The organism is Acidisoma sp. S159, assembly GCF_009766125.1.
In the GTDB taxonomy this organism is placed as follows: Bacteria; Pseudomonadota; Alphaproteobacteria; order Acetobacterales; family Acetobacteraceae; genus Acidisoma.
This window is the reverse complement of the sequence record NZ_LMUG01000090.1, coordinates 19,393-43,976: the sequence shown is the minus strand read 5'-3', so window position 1 is coordinate 43,976 and position 24,584 is coordinate 19,393. Positions and strand designations below refer to the sequence as shown.

The following is a 24,584-nucleotide window of genomic DNA, read 5'->3' as shown; positions in this document are numbered from 1 at the left end:
GACAAAGAAGCGCGTCGAGCAGCCGCGCCCTACGCGTTTCCGCCTTTATCAGCGCTTACCGCTGAATAGGACGGGCTAAGTTGTTGGCGTTCGTAAACGCCTAGGATTCTGGAACCGGGTCGATGCCGAGCTCCTGGCGGATATGCTGAAACTTCTTCGGGTCGGCGAAACGGCGATCCGTCATCATCGCCCGCAGCTCGGCTAGCCCTTCTATCGTGAAGAACAATCGAGGGGCACGTGATCCGGTATCAAGCCGCATCAGCCCTCGGTCAATCAGGCCCTTGGCGACCGGCGAAAGCTTAGGCTTTCCCGCGTCGACTCCACCCCGCCAAGTTTTGACCATAAAGCCCTCGGCAACCGTCGGATATGTCGAGAAGAACATATCGAGCTCTCTGCGGATATAATCTCGTTCGCCGGGCGTGAACCCTGCGGCAATCGGTTGGTTCAACGTGCTCATGCTATATCCCATTGCTTAAGCTCATCGAACGGATCGTTTGCAGTTCTCTCGCCGGATGGCCGCCTTGCTTCGTGCAATTCGACTACGCGCATCGCGGGCGGCTGTCTATGTGCCCGGGCTAATCGACTTTCTCAGCATTGTCGCGTTCCCGCCAGGATGAGAATACCAAGGAGAACGTTTGCCGATGCCGCCAACAGAGAGGCTTGTTCGCCTCTCTATTAGCCCGCTTCAATGCCGCTCGATGCTGAGGGAGATTAAGCCGATGCCCACTGGTTAGCCGTTGTCCCGCTTGTCTGACGGTATCCTGCGAATGCCGCCTGTGTCCGGTTGGTTGCACCCATTTTGCGCAGGATATTGCGAACGTGGACCTTCACGGTGCTCTCGCTCATCCCGAGATCAAATGCGATAATCTTGTTCGCCTTCCCAAGCTGCAACTGCTCCATGACGTCTCCCTGCCGCACTGTCAGCTGGCGAGGTGACCGAATAATCGGGGGAGTGGCTGCAGAAGTTGTACGCTCACTCAACAGGATAGCTGTGGGGACGTAAGTTCCGCCCGACTGCACGAACCGTATTGCCGCGATGGTCATCGCGAGAGAAGTGGTTTGCGTGGAGACAAATCCATCTGCACCGCTCGCGAGCGTTTCGCGTATTTTAGCCACTTGGCGGGCTTCTTCCAGATCCGAGAGCACAACTAGTCTTGCACCTTCGAAAGCCTGGCGAAGCCGCGAGGCTCCCGAGAGGGACGCCTCAGAATCATGAGCGTAGTAGATGACAAGGTCAAACCCACCATCGTCGTCGGCAACGCACTCGTCAACGGACGAGAAGCCTACGAGCGGGCTTCCAGGATAAGCGTTTGCCAGCGCCGCCAGAAGGCATTCCCGCGTCAGGTTGTGAGTGTCAACAAGTGCAAATTTAAGCATGACCGGTGTAGCGATGGCTCCATTATTCATGCCTGACGACAGCGCGACGCGCTCGGCGCCATCTGGTGCATCGTCGAGATCGAGGGGAGAAAAGGAGTGAAGTGAGCTCAAATCGTTCATGTCTAAAACTTTCGACGGATGACGGTTAATTCGTCAGTAGCGGTTTCAATGCCCCCAAATAGCCTTATTTTAGTGACGATAGATTGCCCAATCGTAACCTAGTGTAACTGACAGCGCAAGATATATACAAATACTTAGACAACGTCTCAAAGGCAGCCATTCAAGTTGACGCTGCCGGTTCGGTGGTGCTCGCTTCCAGGCAAGGTAACGAGAGGCCTTCAGTCCTTGCGGTTGTGATGAAACGGCGGCAGAGCGTGCAGTAAACTGCGCAGGGCGTCCCGTATTTTTGGATCCTTAATCGATGCGGCAAGCTGACCCAATCTCAGGATGGTGCGCATCGCCGGCTCTTCGACCGCCTTGTCCGTCATCTCAGAAGGAGTTTCGGTTAGTGACGACTCCTGCGGAGTCATCTCAGAAAAGAAAAAGGAGATCGGCACGCGCAGCGCGAGCGAAATTGCATAGAGGCGAGCGGCCCCAATGCGTCTCGCGCCAGACTCATAGTTCGCAATTTGGCTCGAAGTCACCCCGACCAGCTCACCCAAACGCTTCGCGCTCATACTGAGCTGACGGCGTCGAATATTGATACGAGCCCCTACTGCGGCGTCGACTCCAGCGATCGCGGCGCTGATGCCTTCAACCGAAGGGCCAGGGTCGATGCGGTGCGTCGCCGCGTCGAGGGCCTTCTCATGCCGCGCGTTCAGGTCCAGTTCCCTTCAAGAGGCCAGTTTTAGCTCAACAAAGCTGGCTAGAGCCTTGTTGACTAGTTCAGCTTCCCGCCGAAGTCGAGGAATCACGACAGAGGCGATAGCCTGTGGGCTCTGGTTCTCCAACCTTCGCAGGAGATACCGGATTGGCTTCAGGCCTGTGGCGCCGACGCCTGATCCCGAGCTCAGGATGCTCATGAACCGGGCCTCAAACCCCAGCATATCTCCGCGCTCCGCCATGCTTTGCATATAAAAAAGGGCTACATCCGCATCAGACACCCAGGTTTTTGCCAGCTCTTTGATGAGCGCTTCCCCGCCAAGGTTCCAAAGATCTTCCAAGATCGTGACATCGACGCTGGCCTGTCCTTGTACCCGGAATCCGGGATGCTCCCGGAGATCAACGACGGTCGGGTCTGTGTCCTTAACCATTTGCCGCCGGATCATGAGATTCGCCAAGGTCTCGAGGAGTTCCGCAGCGTTCCAGGGACGCGTGAAAAACGCGTCTGCGCCAGCCATCATCGCCTCTTCCCGCACGGCGTCACGCTCATCCACCGTCATAGCGATGATAGGAAAGGGTTCATCCCGGGCCTGACCACTCGCCAGTTGCAGCATTCTCAGGTGTTTGATCGTTTCCGTACCGGACATTTCTGGCATGTAGATATCCACCAGCGCGGCATCGTAATGATCGGGACCGCAGAACGCTTCTAGGACGTCGTCTCCTGATGAAAACACGACAGCTTCATAGCCGGCGTTCTCGACGGTCAGCTTGAGGATCGCTTGATTGGTACGATTGTCGTCGACAATCATGATTCTTGGGATATGGCCCGCCACCGTAATCATCGCACGGCAATTTCCCGATTTCTGCTCGCGACCCGCAAGAGGCGCGTGTGCAGTAGGGTCGGCAGCGCATTGATGCGCATCAGGCGGCTCATATTACAACTTGTCCATGTATGCGGACTGTGAGTTGATCTTTGCGGTAACGCCGTTAAGAACAATCACAGTGTTCGTCTTCAACAGGGGACTTCCCATCGCTTTCGTATCGAGATTGCAAACAGTTATGAAAACCCTGAATGATAACGTCATGGTTTCCTAACAGGGCGAACGATATGCGATTGCGTCGGCAGTGTATCGATGGTTGTTCGAATTATCTCGTACAGCGTATTGGGTGTGTGGCAGCGATGATCTAAGGCTTTCGATCCTTGCCCCTCGGCCGCTCTTTCTGCTCTTGTTTTCTATCTGCTCCTATAAAGCAGGATGTAAATCACACTATGGAATCAGATGATCTGCGCATTGTACTTGGATGAACTTTGCGTTAGGTTGAGCGGCATGTGTCTTCTGCCGCTTCTTCGAAAGTGGCGCGTTAGGCGATGAGTCCTCCGATCCACTCGCTACTCTGTGACAACCTTGCGTACGAGTCTGACCCTGTATCGGCGCCACGACACTGTCGCTTAATAGCATTGCGAATACTGCTACTCCCCGCCTCATCAATCTGGAGTCGATCCGACTGGCGATGTGGGATCAGACCGGTCCGCATGCGGAAAAACATGATGAAACCGAAGTCTATGGTCCAACTGCAAAAGGGGTATGTGATGAGCGAGATCACGATGAAGCACGCAAATCAAAACCACCTATTGGACCGGCCCCTTTCTGATCTCCACGCCGCGTGTAGCCGACTGGCGCGGTGGGCAGCCAGATTCGACAGCAATAGCCTAAACTGGGCTGAAGCCAACGGCATGTCGGAGGGCGACGTCGCGGCAATACATGAGGAGGAGCTGCGGACGCTGGACGAGATCGAGGCTCTCCTAATGATGGTTACCGAGGTGCATGCTGTCGATCAGGTTGGGATCGAATGGAAGCAGCGGGCCTTGGACGCCCTCACCTTAAACCATGGTTGGGACCCTGACTCATTGTACGCACTGCAGCGTTCAATCGCGCGGGACAATCTAGAGGTTACGACTGGTGTTTGCTCGACAGCGGCGAAACCGACGCCGTCTGATCGCGGGGTGACCCGCCTCAACCTCGTCATCGCACAGGGATGAAGCGGCCGCGTAGCGGAACGGCCGCTCGTTCGCCCCATCGCTCGCTAGTGTCCCGCGTAGTTCACCTGCGGAGGCATCGATGCGTGCATATTCTCTTGCGGCGGCGATCGCCGTGTTCCCGTTTGCAGCGTTCGCGCAATCACACTGCGCATTGCCTGTACCTGCGCAGGCTGAAACGCCGGTTGAGCTTCCACCGCTCGTAACGGCGATCGGTCCGCCAATTCCATTGATTCATGAAGTCGCTCCCATTGTGCCGCTGAATCAACAGGCTCTTACGAAACCTGATGCGTCGCGGTCGCCGGCGACCCTCACTGCAGTTCCTACCTTGGCGCACATAGCCGCCGCGGGTGCAACTTTGTCCGACATTGGAATATCGCACGGGCTGCGCGTGGTCTCCGCCCGACATGGCACGCAGGTCATGGTGTTCGAGGTGACCCCGGACGGTCAGGCAGCAGTGGCAGGCTTGATGACCGATCTTTCGGTCGATCAGCTGAGGGCCATCGGCGGGCAGGACCTGATCGAACTTCCGCTCCAGCATGGCTTGCGCGCCCTCTTCCTCCATAATGGGCTGGAATTCCAGATCTTCTACGCGAGCCCCGATAATGAACGGGTCATTCCCGGCGTCATGTGGGATGCGGCTGGCAAGGACCTTACACGCGATCAGGTGGCTGCGATTCCTGGTACGGTTCCCACGGTGAGGATTGGCTCCGATGTAACTGCAGAAGGAGCCCTGGGCGGTGCTGCGGACCGAGTGAATGGCCCTCCTGACCTGATCGCCGTCGCTCAGAGCACAACACACGGCAGCATTGGTAATGCATCTGCGCCCGAACTGTGGATGTTCATGGATCCACAATGTTCGTTCTCGGTGCGGGCGATGCAGCAGCTCACGCCGTTCATAACGGCCGGGAAGGTCCAATTACATGTCATCCCGCTCTCGATCCTCGATAGAGAGGATAATGGGTTGAGCACGAGAAGCGCGCTCAACCTGGTCAGCATGCCCAGCAATCAACTGGTTGCCCGGTGGGAGACGGGCCAAACGACTGGCACTCCGTCCTCCGACGCGAGCGTCATGCTGCAGATGAACATGGCGGCAGCGGCATCGATCCACCTTCAAGGCACACCGACGCTGATCTGGCGCAAGGCAGATGGAATCGCCGGTCGATTGGACGGCATTCCTTCGGACATGGGCGGATTGGTCGCTTCGATCGGACGTTGAGCGATGGACCTCGTCCTAAAGGATAAAAAAGACACAAAAGGCGAAGAGGGGATTGAGCGGTCCTTCGTGCGCCGGAACTGGCGGCGAGCGAAATTCATCGCCGACAGTCCGCTCGCTAATGTCGGCTTCGAGGAAATCTCAGAAGGCCGCCGCTTCATTCGCCAGCTTTGGTGCCTAGTAAAACGCGGAGCGCCAGCCGACACACGGTTAAAAATAGGCGGAGATGGTAGCATTGACCTGACGGCCACGGCATCGTCCTACAGCATGAGCGTGGAGGCTTTAGTGGCGCGGCTCCGTCTCCGTCAAAAGCAAACCGCGCGAGCGGCCTACGCGATGTTTGGACTGGGTTCCGTCTCGGTGGTGCTGTGGCTATATGGTGCGTTGCACATGTGGATGAGCAGTACACGGCTGTTCTCGGCACTCGAGTTCCTGCCTTTTTGCACGCTGTTTTTCTTGCTGGCGTTCCGGAGCGCCCATTTGAACTGGCAGCTTAGAACGCGTCGGCTGGGCTCGCCCGCCGCTTTTCTGACGACAACCGAGCCTTTCCTGCCGCGCTGATCAGAACGTGCCGGGGGGAGCCAGTGTGCTGCCTCCTGCCGCTCCGGTCGCCCACTGCGCGTGCTCATAGTCAGGCCGCCCCTCGTCGACTGAAGGGTCCGACGGTTTCACGATGGTGCCCGCCCGATTAACGACGGGCGGGCGCCACGTGGCATTAGCTTGTCCATAGGCGGCATAGGGATCGTAGAGCGGATGCTTCACCGCCCGTGCGCTTGGGACGTTATAGTCGCTGGCCGATTTGACATTCGGAGGCGCGGAACACGCCGCCAAAGTCAGAAGCAGTAGGCCGCCAATGGGAAGGACAAGGCGCATGATGGTCTCCGTGCTGGACGGGACCACCATGCGAGTGGGCGGGGCGAACCGCTGGTTCTATTCGTCGCGCTCTTTAAGCAGCCGAGCAATTTGCTTCTCCGCGTCCCTGGCCCAAACATCGAGTTCACGATAATTGCGCTTGTAGACCTCCAACTCCTGCCCAAGCCGAGCGTTTTCCGCCGCGAGCGCTTGATTTTGAGCAAGTAAAGGATCCGCCACGACGTGCTTCTGCCGTCTCGCGGCAAAAATAGCCAAGATCGCTTCCGACCGAGACCGGTCAGCCTTCGCGGCCATACGTCCTAGCTGAAACCAAGCCCAACCGCCTGGTCCGCTATCCTGAATATCATCGCTCATCTTCAAGCCTCCTCGTCGGAGGGGGGTGCATAGTCTGTGGTAGCGCGCAGCGTCGTATCCATACCACCTGGGGTACGTCCGGAGGAAGGGCTGTCCGCCGAGCCTGCTACAGCTCCCGGACCAGCGAGGCTCGGACGAGAGCCACCTTCGATGCGACCTAGGCTTGCCGCTTGCATTCCATTCGTCATGCCCTCGTCAATCTTCATTAGGGTTCCCCCGACGCCTACTAGCGCGGCGTCCTTACTAAACTGATCCATATCCACCCGACCAGCCCCGTGAAACCCAAGAAGACGGGGGACGTGATGCGGTACAAGCGAGATCATCCGGAACGACATGAGTGCCGCCACAACATGCGTCATGACGAAGATCGAAAGCAGCACCACCACGCCCAGGACATTCGTGACGATCCAGCCGTGCTCGAGAATGAACCCGGCTGCGATACCGAAGGTCTGACGTATCAGGAAGGAGATGGATGCGAAGATGAAGTAGCCGAGGAAGAGGCCGAACAGCATGAGGACCGGGCGGAACAAGACGTTGAACAGCAGGGCATATCCCTCGCTCGCGCGGCCATGCAGCCCTTCACCCTGCATCGTCATGTGAGCCAGCATCCACAGCGGCACCGCGATGACCGCTTCACACACGAGGATAAGCCAGCCCATGACGCCGGCCATCCACATGATCCAGGGGATCAACGGCAACACGAAAGCGATCGTGAGCCCCGGAATCAGCAAGCCGAGGAGCAACGCGAATATCGGCGTGCTCAGAAATGTCATGAGGAAATGCGCCGCGGCCGTCAGGCCAGCGCCGGTGAAGTTAAGCGTCAGAATTTGGAATGCTGCTGTGGCCGTCGAGGCGGTGCCGGAGGCGGCCAAAGCCGCGAGCCCCATTGCGGAAACCGCCACGGTCACCATGAGGTTGCCCAATCCCATGAGCGCGGAGAATGGGTCGGTCCACTGGTTTCCGGTCGGTGCGATTGCCGTTTGTAAGAGCTGCAGCACGTAGTCGTTGAGATGGAGCCTACGAAAGACTTGCTCGATGAGCCCGGAACCGTCCGTGCCCGGCGTTGCGCCGGAGAAGAGGTCTCCCTGGCCGCCGGGTTGGTTCATGCCGTCCTGTGTCGTGACGTAATTCGACAGTGTGGTCAGGAAGGCGGCGGAGGACTGCACGAGCGGCGCCAGGTCGCTGGAGAGCGACGGCCCGAAGCCGTCATAGCTTGGCGGGGTCACTTGCGGAACAGCGCTGAGGAGCGAGAGCGTCTGGCCGTTGAGGCGAGCGAATTCGAGATAGTAGGCGCCAGCTCCGGTCCAGCCGAGCGCACTGAGCTTGGTCTGATTGGTGCTGCTATTGGCGAGCGCGGCGGCGCCGCCTGTTTGCAGCAAGGAGCGAAGTTGCAGCGTTATTCTCTCCGCGGCAGAGGTGAGTTCGGTCGTGTAGTCGCGGGTGGCGCCAGTCAAAACGGACATAAGCCCGTTGAGATCGGAAGCCTTTCTGTCGTTAAAGAAGCTGGTCGCGATTGCACGTACCTGCGGCGCGATGTCGGTGCCGAGAACCGTGGCCAGTGCTTGTTGCTGGATAGCACTCTGGTCGACAGCGACCCCGGCGAGATTGGTGGCACCTTGTAGGGGAGCGGAGATCGTCACTGTGCCGCAGGCTGGCGTCGAGCCAACATTGCCAACTGAGAGACTATAACCGAGGATTGTCTCTTGGCCGCCGGTTGGATCGCCGACTAAGACAGGTTTCGGCTCGGGAACAAGTTGCATAGCGGCGTTGGTGGTGTTTGAAGCAGCATTGACCAGCGACCGGCACAACTCGTTTTGAATCAGGCCGAGGACGATCGTCTCCGTGCCGGGAATCATCGGCTGGGCGACCACCATGGCATCTGGACCGATGGCCTGCACCGCTTGGGTGTAGACAGATTTCGCCATGCCGACGCCCCAGAGCGACATCTTGACCACAGCGGCCTGCCCGACGCTGAAGCCGAGCGTTGGCACGGGGAACATCATGATCGCCGCGAAGCCGAGCCGAACGATGAACATGCCCGTCATGTTATTGCCGAGGAGGCGAGACGTCTCTGCGCCGCGATGGATTTGCATGATGGTCGAGTAGCAAAGGAAGGCCATTGCGATCGCCGCGACGAAGCCCGTCAGTTGGCCGATCATCTGGCCGATGACGGTGGTCTGCGTCGGCGAGACGCCTTTGGTGCCGGAGATCGGAAAGACGTTTTGGATGACCGTCGCCGCCCAGTCGTTTCCGGGGTTGAGGGCGCTCCAACTCAGGTTGAAGCCGCTATTGGTGGCTGTCGTTTGCGCGAAGGCGGGGATGGCGACCACGGTGAGTAGCACGACCAACACGGCGGGCCATAAACGACGCATCACGTCCTCGCAGGATTATGTTGCTGCGAGGATGAAGGTTTATGGGGCGAACAAAGCCCCGAATGTCAGGGGGCAGGAGAGGGACTAGCGGAGGCCCGGGGGTTGCGCTCAGCGGAGGGGGTGAAGGCCGACTTTACGGCATTGATTGCGCGATCGAGGATTTCGCGGAACTTGCCTCCGAGGTCGTCCATGACGCTCATGCCGTCCTGCTTGCTCGGGATGACGGAAGTGGCCCTGCCGATTTCCGCGTCCATCTTCTCGAAGCGGGCATCCAGCGCCGCCGCTGTATTCTGCCGCGCGCCGATCGCGGCCACGGCCGAGCGGTCGGCGCCGTATTGCTGAAGGCTTCCCGCCATCCTGCCCATGGCAGCTGCGGCCCCGCGCTCCGTTACCAGATCGGCGTTGAATTGCGAGCGGAGGCCGGCGAAACGGCCGCCTTCGCGCATCTCCGACAACACGGCCTGCATGCCGCCCGGTTCTGCTTTGGCAGCGTCTTGAATCTTGGTCAGGATGTTGGAAACGGGTCCCTGCGCGAAAGCTTGAACCGCCTCCACGGCGGCGCGTTGCGACTTCTCCGCGCTCCGAATGGTGGCGTCATCGCGCTGCTGCTGGAAGGCATTCTCGTGGCGCGCCGATCGATCAACCACTGACGTTGGTTGTCGGTCCCAGTTGGGGCTCTCTCGACGAGCGTGCCTCGCGAGCGCCGCCAATGCCAGGCCGACCACCCCGACTCCGCGGGCCGCGACCGTCGCCTGGGGCCGAGCTTGTTCGTTGATGCCGGCGGTCGGGTTCTGCGGCGGCTCTCCGTTGAATTCTGGGCGTGCTTTCAGAGATTCAACTCCAGGCGAGCGAGCCGCTTGTGCGCGTTCGCTTCCCGCGCCTCCGATCTGGGCGGCCTTGTCATCCAGCCTTGTGGAGCGCGGATCAAAGTCGCTTGACGAGGGGCCGGGGGCAGAGGGTAACAGCCGTACCCGGTTTTCCAGAGCGTCGACGAGGTCCCGCAGGGGCGCCCCGGTTTCGGGCGTACGCCCGGCACCGACATTATTCGCCAAGGTGCGGATATCGCGCACGAGGCGCGCGTCATCCATGGTTGGTGTCGACCTCATCAGGGCTTGCAGACGCTCGTCTTGCAGGCCGGGGGCCGTGAGGGCGAGCCGACCCATCTCTTCGCGGAGCGCCTGCGGCACGGCGGTGATAGGACCGCCGAGTTTTTCCATGTCCTGCAGGGCATAGGCGACGCGGGTTCTGAAGGTCGCATTCTCGACCCGATCCGGTCGTGCGCCGGCCGCGTCAGCCAGGCGGTGAATGGTGCGGCTGAGATCGGGGTCCTTGGTGGTGACCGTAGAGGCGTCACGATCTAGCCGTGTGATGAGGTCGTGGATTGGATCCCGGCGGGTGGCGGCGTCCGCGGGGCGCGGGTCGATGGGAGCTGTGCTGCTGTCGGGCATGGAAGCGTCCTGTCAGTTCGAGGCCATTGAGGGGACGGGCATGGTCGTGGTTGGCCGGAAATTTGACTCTTCGGTCGTGGAGAGCTGGGTCGCGGCGATGGTCGCGTTGAGCAGGGTGACCCGGTAGTTCTGCAGCGCCAGGTAGTTACTGAGCGCGAGCTCGGTCGCTATCTCGCGCTCGACCGAGGCTGGTGGCATGGCCTGCAGACTTGCCGCCCAGGTGACGTCGCTGATCCGGCGGGTGGCTTCCAAGCTCAAGGCCTGTAACCATGATCCGCTTGCTGGAATGGGTAGGCCTGCATTCGTCAGCAGTTGTTGCTGTTGGACTGTGAGGGCCACACCTGGCGTCTGCTGCCCGATCGCCAGATCGATGACGCTCCGCGCCAGCGACATGCGCGCATTGTATTCGCGACGATGGGCTGCCGCATCCTGGCCGTTGATCGAGGTGAGCTGGTCCATCCGCAGGGCGGCCGGAACGAGCGGCTGTATCAGGTTGGTGCCGTAGTCGTTGGCGGCGTTGATGCCGTTTTGGTCGGTGAGGTTGTCGGCGCCGAAGAGGCTGGAGGCACGCTGATCGGCGTTTTGCATCGCCATGGCAGCTTCCGTGCAGAGCCCGGCCGCAGCGTCGGTCGATGAACAGTAGCGGCTGAGATGAACCTGCCCCGCGGCCTGCATTGCCTGGCCGGCGCCATAGTAGGCGGGTGTTCCGATCAGAGCTTCGCCGCGAGAGTCCATGACGGTTTCGATGGTTTGCCCGGTGCGCCATCCCTGAAGGGCGGCGGCGGTGACGACCTGGCCGCTGTCCAGTGCGGTGCAGTTCTGGACGTTCGGCGTCTGTTCGTCACGGATTTCGGCATCACGGACGTTTCTTTGGAAGCGTGCCATCGCTGTGTTGGACGCGTCGGTGATCTGCTCCTGAGCACCTACTTGGGCTTTCGAATAATTGGCGTCCTGCGTAAAGCCCTCTCGCAGCAATGTATTCGTGTCACCGTAAGTCGTGTTGCCGATGGCGGTGTTGATGTCCTTCATTGTGTCGGACACGGTATTTTGGACAGCGTTCATCGCGTCGAGCACGTCGAGAATGCCGGTCTCCTGGGCGAGGGATTTTATCTCCGTGGCGATCGAGGCCACGTCGATTGTCGCGAGCTGCGCATGGGCAGGAACGGGGCTGAACATGACGCTGCCGAGGACAACTCCGGCGGTGGTCGTCAGGAGGAATGTGCGGCGCATCGGCGACCCTCACTAATAGAGGCCGCCGGGCGTAACGACTGGATATCCAGTCGGAGCCGACGGCGCGCCGTTCATGTACAGGCCGAAGCCCTGCTGGGTATTGAAGCCGGTGCTGACAGAACCGATCGGCGGCCCGTCGCCGCCAAAGTTGAGCTTCGGACACATGGTCCCGCCGCCTAGTCCGAGACCGAACCCCGTGTTGAAGCCGGTGACGGTTAGACCGCACTCGGCTGAGCCCACCGCGTTCTGCCAGGCGGTGTTGGCGGCCTGACAGATCTGCCCTTCGACGGCCTGCAAGAGGCTTGCCGGGTTCAACAGGTTGGTGATGACGTTGAGGCCGGCCCCGCCGAAGAAGTTCTGCAAACAGGAGAGGGTGGTCACGCTCTGCGGCGGGTTGATGCTGGTGTCGTCGGCGGCGATGCGTGCCGCCGTGCCATTGGCGGCCGCCTGGACGATGGTCGCGCAGGCTTGGCTGCCTGTTGTGCTGGTTGCGCTCTGGGCCATGACTGCGACGGGAAGCAGTGGAGCCAGAGCGACGGCAAGAGCCATGCGGCGCATCATGCTGCCGCCCGCGAACCGTCTGCGGGCTCGCAGGCGGCCATCAGGGCCGCAAGACGGTCCGGCGCATAGATCCGCTCCAGGAGGGCCCGTCTTGCTGCCTCTACGAGGGCAGATTGCAGGCACTGACCAATGCCAGAGGGGTCGGTCTCCAACACTGCAGACAGGATGGCATCGCTTTCCGGCAGCTCGGATTGCACAAGCCAGCCTAAAAGCCGGAGGGCTCTCGGGAAGCCAAGCTGCCCCATAAGGGCGCGAAGATCGTCCCTGAGCGGGCTCGCTTGAAGCTGAGCGGCGAGCGCGGCCCGGTCCCTGGCGGCGGCCTCGCCCAGCGCGTGGCCGAGCCGCACAAGGGCCCGCTCAACATCTGGCTGGGCTTCGGCCGGCGCAACTGGTTGCTCCAGGGCCCAAGGCCGGCCCGGTTCTTCACGTCGAAACCAGTCCTGGACGGACGACATCGCCAAATCAGGCACCGCGGCCTCCTCATAACATCACATGAGAAGAGGGTGACCGAGGACGGCGCGAACAATTGGGAAGAATTTAGCGGCGGATCCAGAGCGTACGGCCGAACATCGTCATGTGCAGGCCAAGGGGCGTCAACACTCCTCCGAGGACCTGGTTCCATGGTCTGCCGCCACGCCAGCTGATAGGGACCTCGCAGTCTACGCTTGCGCCATAGCTCACGTGGACCCAGCGGGGAGCGACCTGGCGGACGGCGAACTCCAGAGGCACGTGCCGGCCGAAGCCGACGGCTATGGCGGCTTCCCTACGGGCTGGCCAAGAGGGTCTGGGACTGGCCGTTGCCGGGTTCCACGTTGGCGCCGAAGGGACCTTCTCCCGGACCACGGCCGGACTGTGTGATGCTCCATCGATCTTGAAATCCGCCGGCATGGGTTGCAGCATCAAAACGAGGCCCGCCACACCAAAACCCATCGCGATGCCCATATCGTCCCCCGTTTTGGGGTAGAGTGCACCACTCCGGCGCGAACGGGGGTTGTTTGATTCTGCAGGTTTTGACAGAAGTCAGGCTCGTTTTTGAGGGTCATACGACCGGCGCGTTTGCGTCACGGGGCCCTCTTCGAACGAGAGAGAAAGGACGGTAACTTGAGCGTAAAGGCAGGACGGAATGGCTAAATCCGTCACTAAAGCCCCACTTCTCCCCGCGGAAGACAAAAAGAGACGTCCGAAGGTGGCTGGAGCTGTCCCGGTCATCTCCTCGCCTCCGACGATCCCGAAACCCGCTGTTCGTCTATCGGACCCGGACCCGGAGCTGGAGCCGGATGAGGACGCCCTCAACGAGGGCGAGGAGAACGAGGCGAAGCGGACGCCGCGTGGACGCGCGGCCCAGACCCCTCGGACGGAAATTCATCCCACGATGCGGCACCTGGGTGAGGTCGTTCGAAAGACTCGTAAAGGGCTGGGTCTGACTCAGTTGCAGCTTGCCCAGCGGTGTGGATTCAACTCGGCGGCCATCTTCATGGTTGAGGCTGGCCGGGCAAACATGACGCTCAAAAGCCTTATGACACTCTCGGCCGCGCTGGAACTTGAAGTCGGGGACTTCTTCCCCCGCGTGGCAATGAACACGTCGGCGAAGCTGATGGAAGTCGCTGACACCATTGGCATGGTAAAGGCCCGCTTCACGACGCAACTGCAAATGCTGGATCGCATTGCGGCGGAACTACGCGACGAAGCGGCACAGTAGGCGCCGACGCCACCAAAGGTTCCTCAGAGACTGGTCTTAGAAGCCAGACCCACCTTTGCCGATGACTGGGGTGGTTGTCCCGGTCAGACTCATCGACGTTTATCTTGCTCACACGAATCCGTTCTATATCTCGATGAATCTCTTTCCCCTGAGCGCCTACTTCGAGTGTTGCGCAAGATAAGGCAGCGATTACGTGAACCGCCCCGAGGATCATCGAGAGCCCCTCCTAGCCAAGTCCTGAAATGGCTCTCCGAGCCAAATTTGGCCTCTTCCCCTGCCCGGCGAGAGGTCAACATCCAGACAGAGCCATATAGTCTTCTTTATTGGCTTCATCCAGCATAGCAATCGATCTCCGGCCTAATTTTTTTGGCCGGGAGCGTGTCGGTAGTCTATTCCCCACCAGCCAAAATCCCTCCAGGCTTGGTTCAGATGGGACCGCATCGAGGTTTTAATCGATATATGGATTAACCGTATAGACGTACGGGTGTTCGCTCTGCTTTAAGCGATACGACGCAACGCCGAGGGTCAAAGATGCCATTGTTGGAAGGTCCGCTGCAGACCATCGCCACAGCAAGGACGTTCCCATTGCATCGGGTTGGGCATCCTCCCCGCACCATGGGTCGTTTCAGTGAGGCGCAGTATCTCGTCTTGCTCAGCAGCATGTTTGCAAAGGGCCATGGCATTGAGGCGCTGTGCTTCTTTCTAGCCCTCACGCGGAACTCGTTACTCGATCTCGCCGTTCAATTTGATCTGCCTACACCCCATGATCGACCGCGGCGAGGGTCAGGCGGCGCCCGTGCATGGAAGCAGAGCGATTTCACGGTTCTGGTTGATGGCTGGTTTAATAATTGGTCCGCAGCTTGCATTGCCCAACAGCTCAGCCGGACGCGAGGCAGCGTTTGGTACCAGGCCCGAAGGTTGGGGCTGCCAAAACGTGAGCGACGATCGCTGCATTGGCCAGTGAAGGCCGCAAGTGAACCCCTCTCTCAAAAAACTTGTGTCAAACAGAGACTTCCCGAACGTTGGTATGTGAAGGGAACAGACAGGGTTTTCGAGCTGACGTCCAAGCGCCAAGGTCTCGAAGTAGACTGGGCTCGCCATCCTGCAGCTTTAGTCGATATCGGCTGGCGGATTTGGTCCGGTCAGCGCATCCGCCGAATTGCCGATGACTATGGCGTTTCCTACCGGACGATCACGTCTCAAATGGGATGGCTGCAGGCGGTCGCGCCGAAGCGCAAGAATCTGCGTGACGATTTCGATCGGGCTCTTGGAGAGGCAAACGCTAGAACCGCCGGCGCCGTACTCGCGAGATGCCAGACCAACAGCGTTTTTTCATACTGGAAGACAAAGTTGAAGCGGCTATCGCGGCGCGATGCGCGCAATGGCATTGCCGCCGGACTGGCGTATTAGCGGCATCGGTTCTTAACCGGGCTCAGCTAACCCAGGAGCAGAGATGGCGCCGGGTTCAAGCGTATCGGTTCGCACCAGCTCTCAGCAAGCTTATCGCCAGATATAGTGTGGAAGCATCATGCAGAACCGGGCTGCCGCTGTAAACCGCCGGCTCTCCGACCCGGATTTTCAGGGGTGGGTGGTCCGCAATTGTATTCGTGTTGTGATGGTCCTGTCGGCTTTACTGGCAGTCTTTGTCGCTCATGACGCCTACGTTTGGACGCACCCGGCCAAGCCTCGGTATTTCTTCGTCGATGGGCGCAATCCGCCTACGCCGGTCGTCGCTTTGGACAGCCCGATCGTGGACGACACGGAGTTGCTGGAGTGGTCGGTCAAGTGGGTCCTGGCGCCCTACAACGTCAACTATCACGATTTTCCTCAACAGCTGAACGCCGCCGGCCAGCATTATACGCGGAACGGTTGGGGTAGCTTTGGCGCAAGCTACATCAAGGGCGGTAATTTCGACGAAATGCAGCGCGCGCGCCTGATTTGCTATGCGCAGGCCCAACGAAGTGCAGTCATTCGGCAAACGTCGATCATCGGTGGCCGCCTCGCTTACCAGATTCAGTTTCCGATGGTTCAGACCTGCGAGAACGTCAACCAGCAGACCAGCTCGAACCTGATGATGACGGCGCTGGTGGTTCGCGTGAATGATCAGGATCATCCTGACGGGCTGGCTATCGAACAACTCACAGCCAAAGCCTATTGAAAGAGAGGTTGTTCGTGCGCCCCAGTCTCCTAACTGCGTTGCTGCTGGCCGGAGGACTTTTCCCTGTTGCTTCGTTCGCGCAGGACGCCTCCGGCGTGCCTTCTCCGACGACCATGCCCGCCGACTCTGGGCTCAGCACCCTCGATCCGGCCGGGCAGCGTGCGGTTAAGAACGCGATACCGTTTACCCCGGAAATGATTCAGGAACTGCAGCAACGCTACGGGGCAGCGCAGCAGGCTGAGGAACAGGCGACCCAGGAGGTTGCCTCGCCAGTCAGCCGCATGGTCAGCGTCACCTTCGCGCCTGGGCAAGCCACCAGCATCATTCAAACTGTGCGCGGCTATCCGACGGCGATCAGCTTTTTCGATGCCACGGGGCAGCCCTGGCCGATCGGGTGGAACACCAATAGCAACGCGGCCAATGTTGCGGGCGGCACAAACTGCAATTCGGCGCAGGCCGCTTCCGGCGGCGATGGCAGCCCGTCCGTCAATGCAGTCGGTTTCTATGTGTGCGTGCCGGTGAAGGGCTCCAATACTATCGAAATTACGCCCATGTCGCTGGTTCCGCGTGGCGGTTTGGTGGTGAACCTGGAGAGCGGGCCGAAACCATTGTCGTTTTTGATGATCGCAGGCCGCGACCGCTATGACGCGGATATGAGCGTACATGTCTCCGACCGTGGTCCCAATGCCAAGGTCATGGTCGACACCCGGCCTGGTGCGCCGGTGACCGGAGCACCCTACCTCAATTCAATGCTGGCGGGCGTTGCTCCGGCCGATGCCGTCCCGCTGGATGTCTCGGGCGTATCGCCGGACGAAATCTCGGCGTGGCGGCTGGGTGGAGAAACCTACATCCGCACCCGCTACACGCTGATGTCGCCGGCCTGGGACGCGTCGGAGAGTGGAGAGGGCGGCACAACGATCTATGCCATCCCGAGCACGCCCGTCGTGCTGCTCTCCGCGGATTCCCGCACCGTCTCCGCTGAGTTGAAGGACGCGCAATAATGTCGGGCTTCGCGAGCAAGCTGCAAATGGGCGCCTTCTTTAACCGATCGGCTAATGCGGGTCCGCGGCGCTTCATCATCATCGGCGGTGGAATCCTGCTGGTCGCCGCCGCGATCATCTGTGTCTCGGTGTCGGGCTCGAACTCTCCATTGACATCCCAGCTCACACGCTTGCCGCCCGTCAACTCTTTGCCAGGCGGACTGCAGAGCGATCCAATGCAGGACAAGCTCGCTCTTGCGACCAATCAGGAGCAGGCGGAACAGGCGGCGCGTCGCGGTCTTTCCTATACGCCGCCCATCGCTGCCAGTCAGCCGCTTGTGCCACGCACGACGGCGCCCCCGGTCGCTCTGGCGGTGTCGGCTCCCGCCGAACCACAGGCACCACTTGCCGGCACACAGCCGCTCCCAGCGCCGGCGGCGCAACCCCTGCGTTACATGCCAAATCCTATGATTCACCAGGTCGCGCAAACCACTCAGGTCGATCCGCAGGAACAGGAGGCTTATGGGGACGCTGTGAGGCGGCTTCTACGAGGCTGGGTTGGCCGGTCGCCGCGGACTGACATTCAGATCCAGCCCAAGCCGGGTGATGATCTGGCAACCGCCGCGTCGGGGCAGTCGGAGGAAGATGGCGGGTCCATTCGCACCGGTTCGACCGGCTCCAGGTTTGCGGGCCGTTCGAGCGGCGGTGCCGCGGCCGTGCAAGTACTCTTGCCTGCGGGCCGCGGCGTGTTTGCCCACACGGTTCTCGCGGCCTCGTCGGATTCCGACGGTCCGGTGGTTCTGCAGGCCGATTCTGGTCCGCTTGCGGGCGATCGGATGATCGGGTCGTTCGGCAAGGCGACGTCGAACGGCTCCGGCTCGGCGGATCGTCTGGTGGTCCGTATCAACACAGTCGAGCATCAGGGACAAAGCATTGGCGTCGATGCGATCGTCACGGCGCCCGAAACCATGGAAACGACAGTCGCGAGCAGCGTCGATCAGCATTATCTCGCGCGCTTCGCCCTTCCCGCGGCGGCGGCCTTCGTGGCAGGCCTGGGCCAGGCTCTCGCGACGACGTCCAACACGGTTGGCGTGTTAAGCCCGCTTGGGGGCACCAGCTACGCGACACAGTTGAACTTCTCACAGCAGGCCGGTGTTGCAGCCGGCGTGGCTGCGCAGCAGCTCGCGACGACGCTGAGCCAACAAGCGCCGCATGGCCCCACGGTGCATCTCGATGCGAACGTGAGTGTCGGCGTGATGTTTCTTGCCGATGTTCGTGAAGGTGCACAGCCTTAGGACAAACCTCGGTTGGTTCGCGCCACTTTCATCCATCCTGTTGGACGTGAAAGCGGAGCAGCACCAACATGGACACGAACGTCGCCGACCGAGACGAGATTCAAGTGGAAGATGGGGCGGAGCCACTCTCTCATGTGCATGACGATGTGGGTGAGGCTGACCGCAGCGCATTTAGCATGTTTGGGCCAAGTGAGAGGGTAGCCGCAGGCCCGAAAGCCAGTCCGCCGGGCAGGAAAAGGTGGCGAAACGGCCTCATGGTCGGCGGCTGCAGCGTCGTGGTTCTGGCGACGGCAGCCGGCATATTTTGGATTTCTCCGTACAATCGCTACACGTTGCACGGCGTCACGAACCTCGCGACGCACCTGCGGAATGTAGCGCTTAATAGTCTGCCGAGACCCGTGCCTCTCATGGCGCCGGCCGCCCAACTAGCCCACGCGCCAGATCCAGCAGCATCACGGCTTCCCTATCAGCCGCCGCTATCTGGGCCACAATCAGTTGCCGGCGGCGATGACATGGCGGAGTTCCTGCGACTTGGTGGACAGGCGTCGTCGCTCCCGTCTGTCGCTGCGCGGGATTCAGCACCTTTTGTGCCATCAAAACCTTACTCGCAGACACACGCACATGTCGTGTCCCCGCAGCGGGCGACGATCCCCGTGACCATGATTGCGCCGGCCCCAACGCCGTCAGAGCATCCTGCCCTGCCAGTGGGGGCAACTGTGAAGCCGACAATATCGACGCACCCCGCGCTTTTGGCATCTAAACCGACTGCGTTAGCACCGGCGCCACCGCTGGATGCAGTAGCGAAGATTGCAGAGTTGCGGTCCGCCCCCATGACAGACCAACAGCAGCTACAGGTGCTGCAAGTCGTCACCGAGCTGGGCACCCTGGTTCGCGATCAGCGTTCGGAGATTGCTCAGCTGCGGCAGGACCAGCTGATTCTCGGCCAGCGGGTCGACGGGTCGTTGACCGATTTTGGCCGTCGCTTGTCTCTTGCAGAGGCTCGAGGCGCCGTCGACGCGGCGATGTCCGTCCAGACTCTGCCCGCTTCGGTCGTAGCGTCGGCGACGCTTCCGACCGCGGCCCCGGTTATCAAGGCGAGCCTTCCGTCCCCGGCGCCAGCCGACATGACGCCGCATCGTTATCACGTCCAGGCCGCATCTCCTGGTCTGGCAATGCTGTCGACGCTGGATGCATTTGGCGGGGAGGAACAGCAGCTGCCCGTGGCGCCGGGAGATAACGTGCCGGGTTGGGGCAAGGTCGTCAGCATCAGCCAGCGTGGCGCGACTTGGGTTGTGAAGACTGACCACGGCCTGATCCAGTAGGAGACGGTCGTGGAGGGTCTGGTCAATTTCGCGCAGCAACTGGCACTCGTTCTCGCGGTCCTACTGCCAAGCTGCTTATATTGCAGTGCAATCGGTCTTTTTCTGTTCGCGGCCTGGGGCCTTTGGCAGCAGGCGCAGCCCCACAACCCGTTCCGCGGACGGCCCTGGATCCCATGGCTCTCACTGATACTTAGCGGTGCGTGCGCCTCATTCCCCGCGATCCTGACCAAGGTCAATATCAGCGGTGGATCGTCCGTCTCGGCTTCGGTCGTGGCTGGCCTCACCAGCTACTCGACCCCTGATACGACTGACATCCTCGGTGCGACACCAGGCGATACCGTCTTGAATATCGTGCAGGCGTTCGAGGGCTTCTTCCAGGTTTTCGGTGCGATGACATGCTTTTTTGCAATGATGGCGTGGCGCGCAGCGGTCAGCGGCCGCAGCAACCGTCAGTGGGGTGGCTGCGGCGTCCAGTTCGTCTTCGGTGCTATGTTGATGAACATCTACACAGTGTCTCAATGGCTCGTCGGAATCTTTACGACCTAGCCCAGAAATTCTCTGGGTTCGTTCGCACCAATCCCCGTCAGTCTTCTTGCGGAGGGGAGGTCCCTCAATGAGGAGAGTTACAAGTGAGCACATCACGGAACACCGCGATCGGCTACGATTTGGATTTCAAGCACAACATCCCAATCGTACCGATGCCGCTGCTTCCGCATCGCAACCGACTTCGTGTCACCCGCGTACGGAACGCGACGTTCGGGTTGACCGCACCGATCGCCGGCGCCTTGGCTTCGATGGCCATCGCCGGGCATGCTTTTGCCCAGACGGCGACAGCGAGCACGGCCGGCATCGGCGCCCAGGTTCAGAACATGGCGCAGGAAGGCTCCACCACGGGCGGCTTCGTTGGCTCCATGGCGATGTATGGCGCGGCGCTGATCTGCATGCTCGGCGGCGCTTGGGCGTTGTGGCAGTCGCGGCAGCCGCAGAACCGCGAAAGCGGCCGGGTGGCGATGGGTTGTGCAGGCCTGGTGCTGGCCGGTCTCTTCGCGACCGGCGGCACCTGGATCAACAAGGCGGCCAATACTGCGTCGGGCGCCAACTCGACCATCTCCAGCACCGCTGGCACGGTCACCTTCGGCACGGGCGGCTAGAGATGGTGACCCTTCCGCTCGTCCTTTCTGCCAATTCCAAGGCCTGGATCGTCGATGCCGGGACGGGCGAGCGGAAGGCAGTGCCGCCGACGGGAACCTGCCAGTTTTGCCGTAGGCCATCCGGCGCCTGGCAGCAGCAGGGGGACAATAATTCGGCCGACCTCGTCGTCAGCTGTCCGCTCTGCTATCTGCCGCGGTACCTTGACCGGCCGAGCATCGATGATGAGGCTGTGCTGATCTGGTTGCCAGGGATGGCCCAGGGCGTGGTCAATGTCATGACCCGCCAGATCCATCTCGCTTGTGTGCGCGTGGGACTTCCCCCCGACTACAGCGCCGTCGCCCGCATCGCTCAGGCCACGTCTTCGGCCTATCGCGCCTATCGGACCCTTTATGAACGCAGCGTAGCAGTAGAGTTACGCCTTGGCACACGGTCACCGCGTCAACTCGGAGCGGCACTGCACGATCTCGCCCCGCCCGACTACGAGCGCCGCGCAACCCTACTCGGCGGTGTTCGGCTACTCCCACTCGGGCGTTTCTTGCAGGCGGGTCGCGACATCTATCCAAAGATGCTCGGCGACTGGGCAAAGTCCGAGGTGGAAGCGTCGTGATGGTATCTCGGTGCAAGGTTTAGCTATGGCCGGTTCAATCGCCAAGCTGCTCGCTGCTTTGTCATTGATGCTTCGTCAGCCACTTTACAGCTACTGCGATGTCGAGACGACGCATGACAACGCCCTCGTGACCAAGGGTAGCGACTATGTTTCGATTCTGCGCGTGGACGGCATGCGGCGCATGGCGAAGGGCGATCAAATGGCCCGCGTCGCCATGGCAATGCGGATGGAGCTTTCCGGAGCGTTGGAAGGCCGCGGCCACGCCATCGTCGGATGGTTTGCGTCAGACCCCGAACTGGCCGCGGTCGAGATCAACCGGCTCAACCTCGACAGTTGCCGGTCTGTCGCGCATGAGCTGAACATCGATCTCTCTGATATTCTGGATGAGCGTGCGCGGCTCTGGCCCAAAATCATGCGGTGGGAAGCGGCCTATTATGTCCTCTGGACCCGCAGGACCGTCCTGACGAAGGAAGAGCGCAAGCAAATGAAAGAGGAGCAGGACGCCCTGGCGCGCGAGCTCCCGCGGGTGGGCGACACCCAGCGCTTCTACCTGCGTTCAGACATTATGGCGGCCCGCCACGCGGCCTTTGTCGGGCGCGTGGCTGCCTCGCTTCGCAATGCTGATGTCGCGAGCGCCGAACTCGATGCGCATGATGCGCTCAAAGTCATTCGCGAAGCGATCTACCGCGAGACAGCTGGGTCACCGTGGCGGCCGAACCTGATTGGCGACCGTGTGATGTCCCGCTGTCCGGACGATGATGGGCAGCCGCGACCTGAACATATGCTTTGGCCGTCCATCCGCAGCCAGCTGTTCCACGCCGATGCCATCACCCAAGGTGGCCAGCGCGTGCAGATCGGCGACTACGAATATGCGCCGGTCGATATGGCGGTTGGTCCCGAGATCCCGAAACCCTTCGTCGAGCTGGCCGCAGGGCTGGGGAGGGACCGCATCCCTTGGCGCGCCGCGATCCTGGTCGAAGGCGGCGGCAAGGCGTCCATGGCGATGAAAGAGATCGGTGCGAGCTTTCTCGCGATGTTTCCAAGCAATGGCGATTTGCGGCGGGCTTTCGCCGCCCTGCGTCAGGAGCGCGAGCAAAACAACCATATCTCGGTCAAGCTGCGCGCGTCCTTTGCCACTTGGGCACCGGTCGAGGACAAGCGCCACCTGCGCCGTCGCGCTTCGACCTTGAGCCAGAGGATCGAGGGCTGGGGCAACTGCCGGGCAACCAGCGTCTGCGGCGATCCCCTCGAAGGCGCGATGAGTTCGGTGCCCGGCCTGGCGCTCACCTCGACCGGCACCGCGTCACTCGCGTTGCTGGGTGATGCGCTGTCGATGCTGCCCTGGAACCGCACGGCGTCGCCCTGGAAGCAGGGCTCGGTGCTCTTCCGGCGGCCCGACGGAGCGATCTGGCCCTATGACCCGGTTGGCGGTTCCATGCGGCCTCTGGTCCTCGACATCTTCGTGGCGCCTCCGGGCTCGGGCAAAAGCGTTCTGGCGAACACGATCAATCTGGGCCTCTGCCTATCGACCGCGGTCATGGGTTCGCAGGGCGCCAAGTTGCCAATGATTGGCAAGGCCGACATCGGACCATCCGCAGAAGGGTTCGTGCGGCTGATGCAAGAAGCACTTGGGCCGGCGCGTCGCCACGAGGCGGTCTTTGTCACCATGCAGTTTGGCGCCGGCTATGAATGCAACATCTTCGACCTGCAGGTCGGGTGCCACTATCCGCTGCCGCTGGAGCGCGCCTTCCTGCAGAATTTCCTGGCGCTCGCGACCTTGCCGCCCGACACGAGCAAGCCCTTCGAGGGCATCAGCCAGATGATCAGCCTGGTGGTGGACGAGGCCTATCGGCTTTGCACTGAAGTTCCCGGCGGATCGCCAAAGCGCTACCGCGCGGGCGTCGAACCCGAAGTCGACGCGATCCTGCGAAGCCATCACATCACCCTCAAGCATGACGAGCCGTGGTGGCGGGATGTCGTCGATGAGCTCGTCGCGGTCAAGGAATACAGGCTCGCCGGCGTGGCGCAACGCCATGCCGTCCCGGTCCTGCAGGATCTCATCAACGCATCGCGGACCGACCAGGTGCGCGACATGTTCAACAAGCTCAAGATCGACGCCACCCATGAAGATTGTTGCTCGCTCTTTGAACGCTACATCTTCGATGTCATCCGCAAATACCCGACGCTCAATAGTCCAACCCGGCTAGACTTTGGTCCGGCGCGGATCATCGTGCTCGACCTCGCGGCGGTGGCACCCACAGGTTCGACCTCGGCCAATCGGCAGACCGAGATGATGTACATGCTGGCGCGGCATCTGCTGGCCCGCAACTTCTTCCTCCATCCGGACTACGCGCAGTTCGTGCCTGAGCCGGTGCGCGACTACCACCGTATCCGCTTCCGCGAGGTCATGGAATCGGTCAAGCGCCTCGATTACGACGAGTGGCACCGAACCGAAGGCAGTCCGCAGGTCCGGGCGCAAGCGGAATTGGATGTCCGTGAAGGTCGCAAGCACAATATTCAACTTGGCTTCTCATCTCAGCGGCTCAAGGACATGGGCGACGGCATTACGTCGCAGGCGACGGGTCGTTTCATTCTGCGTGCCGGCGATGAAAAGGAAGCCGAGGAGATCGTCTCTCGCTTTAACTTGAGCGATGCCAGTGCGGACATCGTCCGCTATTCTCTCCATGGGCCGGGCCCAGGGGGAGCGCCATTCCTCGCGGTCTTTTCCGCGGATGGTGCCAAATATGAGCAGATGCTCGTCAATAGCCTCGGCCCGATCGAGCTGTGGGCCCTGAGCACCACGCCGGGCGATACCGGCCTGCGCAATCGCCTCTATGATCGGGTTGGCTTTAGCGAGGGTCTGCGGCGCTTAGCCAAGATTTTCCCGCGAGGCTCGGCGCTCAAGGAAATCGAAGACCGGAAGGCGGCCCGGCTGAGACGCGGCGAACTGGACACAAAGGCTGAATTGGGCGTGCTCGACGAGTTGGCGCGCGAATTGATCGACGGCACCGGCATGGCCATGAAGCTCCGCGATCATGACGTCGCGGACACGCCGCCTGTGCTGCAGGCAGCGGAGTAAC

General features: G+C 61.0%; 24 protein-coding genes. 13 read left to right on the top strand and 11 right to left on the bottom strand.

Features of this window, described 5'->3' with window-relative positions; translation table 11 throughout:
* Positions 1-100: 100 nt before the first annotated feature.
* The 4 genes from GSQ92_RS27060 to GSQ92_RS27045 all read right to left on the bottom strand — a co-directional run bounded on the left by GSQ92_RS27060 (position 101) and on the right by GSQ92_RS27045 (position 3,041).
* The gene (locus GSQ92_RS27060; protein WP_159014655.1) at positions 101-457 is read right to left on the bottom strand and encodes a hypothetical protein; all 357 of its coding nucleotides are present in this window, start codon (positions 455-457) and stop codon (positions 101-103) included.
* 254 nt (positions 458-711) lie between these two features.
* Positions 712-1,497: a response regulator transcription factor gene (locus tag GSQ92_RS27055; RefSeq protein WP_159014654.1), complete on the bottom strand. Its 786-nt coding sequence runs from the start codon at positions 1,495-1,497 to the stop codon at positions 712-714.
* A 218-nt stretch (positions 1,498-1,715) separates the two neighbouring features.
* Positions 1,716-2,075 (bottom strand): helix-turn-helix domain-containing protein, encoded by a 360-nt coding sequence (locus GSQ92_RS27050; protein ID WP_256367141.1) that lies wholly within the window; start codon positions 2,073-2,075, stop codon positions 1,716-1,718.
* Between the two features lie 135 nt (positions 2,076-2,210).
* Complete coding sequence (locus GSQ92_RS27045) at positions 2,211-3,041, bottom strand: response regulator (protein WP_159014652.1); 831 nt, start codon at positions 3,039-3,041, stop codon at positions 2,211-2,213.
* Between the two features lie 893 nt (positions 3,042-3,934).
* On the opposite strand from GSQ92_RS27045, the gene GSQ92_RS27040 reads away from it, so the two are divergent.
* The 3 genes from GSQ92_RS27040 (at position 3,935) to GSQ92_RS27030 (ending at position 6,014) form a co-directional block, all read left to right on the top strand.
* Complete coding sequence (locus tag GSQ92_RS27040; RefSeq protein ID WP_159014651.1) at positions 3,935-4,240, top strand: hypothetical protein; 306 nt, start codon at positions 3,935-3,937, stop codon at positions 4,238-4,240.
* A gap of 79 nt (positions 4,241-4,319) precedes the next feature.
* Positions 4,320-5,456 (top strand): hypothetical protein, encoded by a 1,137-nt coding sequence (locus GSQ92_RS27035; RefSeq protein WP_254066718.1) that lies wholly within the window; start codon positions 4,320-4,322, stop codon positions 5,454-5,456.
* A 3-nt stretch (positions 5,457-5,459) separates the two neighbouring features.
* Complete coding sequence (locus tag GSQ92_RS27030; RefSeq protein ID WP_159014650.1) at positions 5,460-6,014, top strand: hypothetical protein; 555 nt, start codon at positions 5,460-5,462, stop codon at positions 6,012-6,014.
* Here GSQ92_RS27030 and GSQ92_RS27025 read toward each other — a convergent pair whose 3' ends face one another.
* The 7 genes from GSQ92_RS27025 to GSQ92_RS26995 form a co-directional block, all read right to left on the bottom strand.
* Positions 6,015-6,326 carry a hypothetical protein gene (locus tag GSQ92_RS27025; protein WP_159014649.1) on the bottom strand — a complete coding sequence of 104 codons (312 nt, stop codon included), beginning with the start codon at positions 6,324-6,326 and terminating at the stop codon, positions 6,015-6,017.
* A 57-nt stretch (positions 6,327-6,383) separates the two neighbouring features.
* A complete protein-coding gene (locus tag GSQ92_RS27020; RefSeq protein ID WP_216856996.1) occupies positions 6,384-6,581 on the bottom strand; it encodes a hypothetical protein in 198 nt (65 codons plus the stop codon).
* Positions 6,582-6,682: 101 nt separating this feature from the next.
* A complete protein-coding gene (locus GSQ92_RS27015; RefSeq protein ID WP_159014647.1) occupies positions 6,683-9,052 on the bottom strand; it encodes a DotA/TraY family protein in 2,370 nt (789 codons plus the stop codon).
* Between the two features lie 65 nt (positions 9,053-9,117).
* Positions 9,118-10,500, bottom strand: coding sequence for a hypothetical protein (locus GSQ92_RS27010; RefSeq protein ID WP_159014646.1), 1,383 nt, complete (start codon positions 10,498-10,500; stop codon positions 9,118-9,120).
* A 12-nt stretch (positions 10,501-10,512) separates the two neighbouring features.
* A complete protein-coding gene (locus GSQ92_RS27005) occupies positions 10,513-11,730 on the bottom strand; it encodes a hypothetical protein (protein WP_159014645.1) in 1,218 nt (405 codons plus the stop codon).
* Positions 11,731-11,742: 12 nt separating this feature from the next.
* Positions 11,743-12,279, bottom strand: coding sequence for a hypothetical protein (locus GSQ92_RS27000; protein WP_254066717.1), 537 nt, complete (start codon positions 12,277-12,279; stop codon positions 11,743-11,745).
* Positions 12,280-12,287: 8 nt separating this feature from the next.
* The gene (locus tag GSQ92_RS26995; protein WP_159014643.1) at positions 12,288-12,761 is read right to left on the bottom strand and encodes a hypothetical protein; all 474 of its coding nucleotides are present in this window, start codon (positions 12,759-12,761) and stop codon (positions 12,288-12,290) included.
* Between the two features lie 716 nt (positions 12,762-13,477).
* Here GSQ92_RS26995 and GSQ92_RS26990 point away from each other — a divergent pair.
* The 10 genes from GSQ92_RS26990 to GSQ92_RS26945 all read left to right on the top strand — a co-directional run bounded on the left by GSQ92_RS26990 (position 13,478) and on the right by GSQ92_RS26945 (position 24,583).
* Positions 13,478-13,990 (top strand): helix-turn-helix domain-containing protein, encoded by a 513-nt coding sequence (locus tag GSQ92_RS26990; protein WP_159014642.1) that lies wholly within the window; start codon positions 13,478-13,480, stop codon positions 13,988-13,990.
* Positions 13,991-14,521: 531 nt separating this feature from the next.
* Positions 14,522-15,400: a hypothetical protein gene (locus tag GSQ92_RS26985; protein WP_159014641.1), complete on the top strand. Its 879-nt coding sequence runs from the start codon at positions 14,522-14,524 to the stop codon at positions 15,398-15,400.
* Positions 15,401-15,518: 118 nt separating this feature from the next.
* On the top strand, positions 15,519-16,148 hold the full coding sequence (locus GSQ92_RS26980; protein WP_159014640.1) for a DotI/IcmL/TraM family protein: 630 nt from the start codon (positions 15,519-15,521) through the stop codon (positions 16,146-16,148).
* 14 nt (positions 16,149-16,162) lie between these two features.
* A complete protein-coding gene (locus tag GSQ92_RS26975; protein ID WP_254066716.1) occupies positions 16,163-17,149 on the top strand; it encodes a DotH/IcmK family type IV secretion protein in 987 nt (328 codons plus the stop codon).
* Positions 17,149-18,423: a DotG/IcmE/VirB10 family protein gene (locus GSQ92_RS26970; protein ID WP_159014639.1), complete on the top strand. Its 1,275-nt coding sequence runs from the start codon at positions 17,149-17,151 to the stop codon at positions 18,421-18,423. The genes GSQ92_RS26975 and GSQ92_RS26970 overlap by 1 nt, the downstream gene beginning before the upstream one ends.
* An 854-nt stretch (positions 18,424-19,277) precedes the next feature.
* Positions 19,278-19,745 (top strand): hypothetical protein, encoded by a 468-nt coding sequence (locus GSQ92_RS26965; RefSeq protein ID WP_159014638.1) that lies wholly within the window; start codon positions 19,278-19,280, stop codon positions 19,743-19,745.
* Positions 19,746-19,754: 9 nt separating this feature from the next.
* Positions 19,755-20,291 carry a hypothetical protein gene (locus GSQ92_RS26960; protein WP_159014637.1) on the top strand — a complete coding sequence of 179 codons (537 nt, stop codon included), beginning with the start codon at positions 19,755-19,757 and terminating at the stop codon, positions 20,289-20,291.
* A gap of 83 nt (positions 20,292-20,374) precedes the next feature.
* Complete coding sequence (locus tag GSQ92_RS26955; protein WP_254066715.1) at positions 20,375-20,896, top strand: hypothetical protein; 522 nt, start codon at positions 20,375-20,377, stop codon at positions 20,894-20,896.
* 2 nt (positions 20,897-20,898) lie between these two features.
* Positions 20,899-21,504 carry a hypothetical protein gene (locus tag GSQ92_RS26950; protein ID WP_159014636.1) on the top strand — a complete coding sequence of 202 codons (606 nt, stop codon included), beginning with the start codon at positions 20,899-20,901 and terminating at the stop codon, positions 21,502-21,504.
* Between the two features lie 25 nt (positions 21,505-21,529).
* Complete coding sequence (locus GSQ92_RS26945; RefSeq protein ID WP_159014635.1) at positions 21,530-24,583, top strand: ATP-binding protein; 3,054 nt, start codon at positions 21,530-21,532, stop codon at positions 24,581-24,583.
* The last annotated feature ends 1 nt before the right edge of the window (position 24,584 follow it).

What these genes read in the sequence shown, in the direction of transcription:
- GSQ92_RS27060 (WP_159014655.1), bottom strand. Translation starts at nt 457, where the DNA reads ATGAGCACGTTGAACCAACCGATTGCCGCAGGGTTCACGCCCGGCGAA.
- GSQ92_RS27055 (WP_159014654.1), bottom strand. Translation starts at nt 1,497, where the DNA reads ATGAACGATTTGAGCTCACTTCACTCCTTTTCTCCCCTCGATCTCGAC.
- GSQ92_RS27045 (WP_159014652.1), bottom strand. Translation starts at nt 3,041, where the DNA reads ATGATTACGGTGGCGGGCCATATCCCAAGAATCATGATTGTCGACGAC.
- GSQ92_RS27040 (WP_159014651.1), top strand. Translation starts at nt 3,935, where the DNA reads ATGTCGGAGGGCGACGTCGCGGCAATACATGAGGAGGAGCTGCGGACG.
- GSQ92_RS27035 (WP_254066718.1), top strand. Translation starts at nt 4,320, where the DNA reads ATGCGTGCATATTCTCTTGCGGCGGCGATCGCCGTGTTCCCGTTTGCA.
- GSQ92_RS27030 (WP_159014650.1), top strand. Translation starts at nt 5,460, where the DNA reads ATGGACCTCGTCCTAAAGGATAAAAAAGACACAAAAGGCGAAGAGGGG.
- GSQ92_RS27025 (WP_159014649.1), bottom strand. Translation starts at nt 6,326, where the DNA reads ATGCGCCTTGTCCTTCCCATTGGCGGCCTACTGCTTCTGACTTTGGCG.
- GSQ92_RS27015 (WP_159014647.1), bottom strand. Translation starts at nt 9,052, where the DNA reads ATGCGTCGTTTATGGCCCGCCGTGTTGGTCGTGCTACTCACCGTGGTC.
- GSQ92_RS27010 (WP_159014646.1), bottom strand. Translation starts at nt 10,500, where the DNA reads ATGCCCGACAGCAGCACAGCTCCCATCGACCCGCGCCCCGCGGACGCC.
- GSQ92_RS27005 (WP_159014645.1), bottom strand. Translation starts at nt 11,730, where the DNA reads ATGCGCCGCACATTCCTCCTGACGACCACCGCCGGAGTTGTCCTCGGC.
- GSQ92_RS27000 (WP_254066717.1), bottom strand. Translation starts at nt 12,279, where the DNA reads ATGGCTCTTGCCGTCGCTCTGGCTCCACTGCTTCCCGTCGCAGTCATG.
- GSQ92_RS26985 (WP_159014641.1), top strand. Translation starts at nt 14,522, where the DNA reads ATGCCATTGTTGGAAGGTCCGCTGCAGACCATCGCCACAGCAAGGACG.
- GSQ92_RS26980 (WP_159014640.1), top strand. Translation starts at nt 15,519, where the DNA reads ATGCAGAACCGGGCTGCCGCTGTAAACCGCCGGCTCTCCGACCCGGAT.
- GSQ92_RS26970 (WP_159014639.1), top strand. Translation starts at nt 17,149, where the DNA reads ATGTCGGGCTTCGCGAGCAAGCTGCAAATGGGCGCCTTCTTTAACCGA.
- GSQ92_RS26950 (WP_159014636.1), top strand. Translation starts at nt 20,899, where the DNA reads ATGGTGACCCTTCCGCTCGTCCTTTCTGCCAATTCCAAGGCCTGGATC.
- GSQ92_RS26945 (WP_159014635.1), top strand. Translation starts at nt 21,530, where the DNA reads ATGGCCGGTTCAATCGCCAAGCTGCTCGCTGCTTTGTCATTGATGCTT.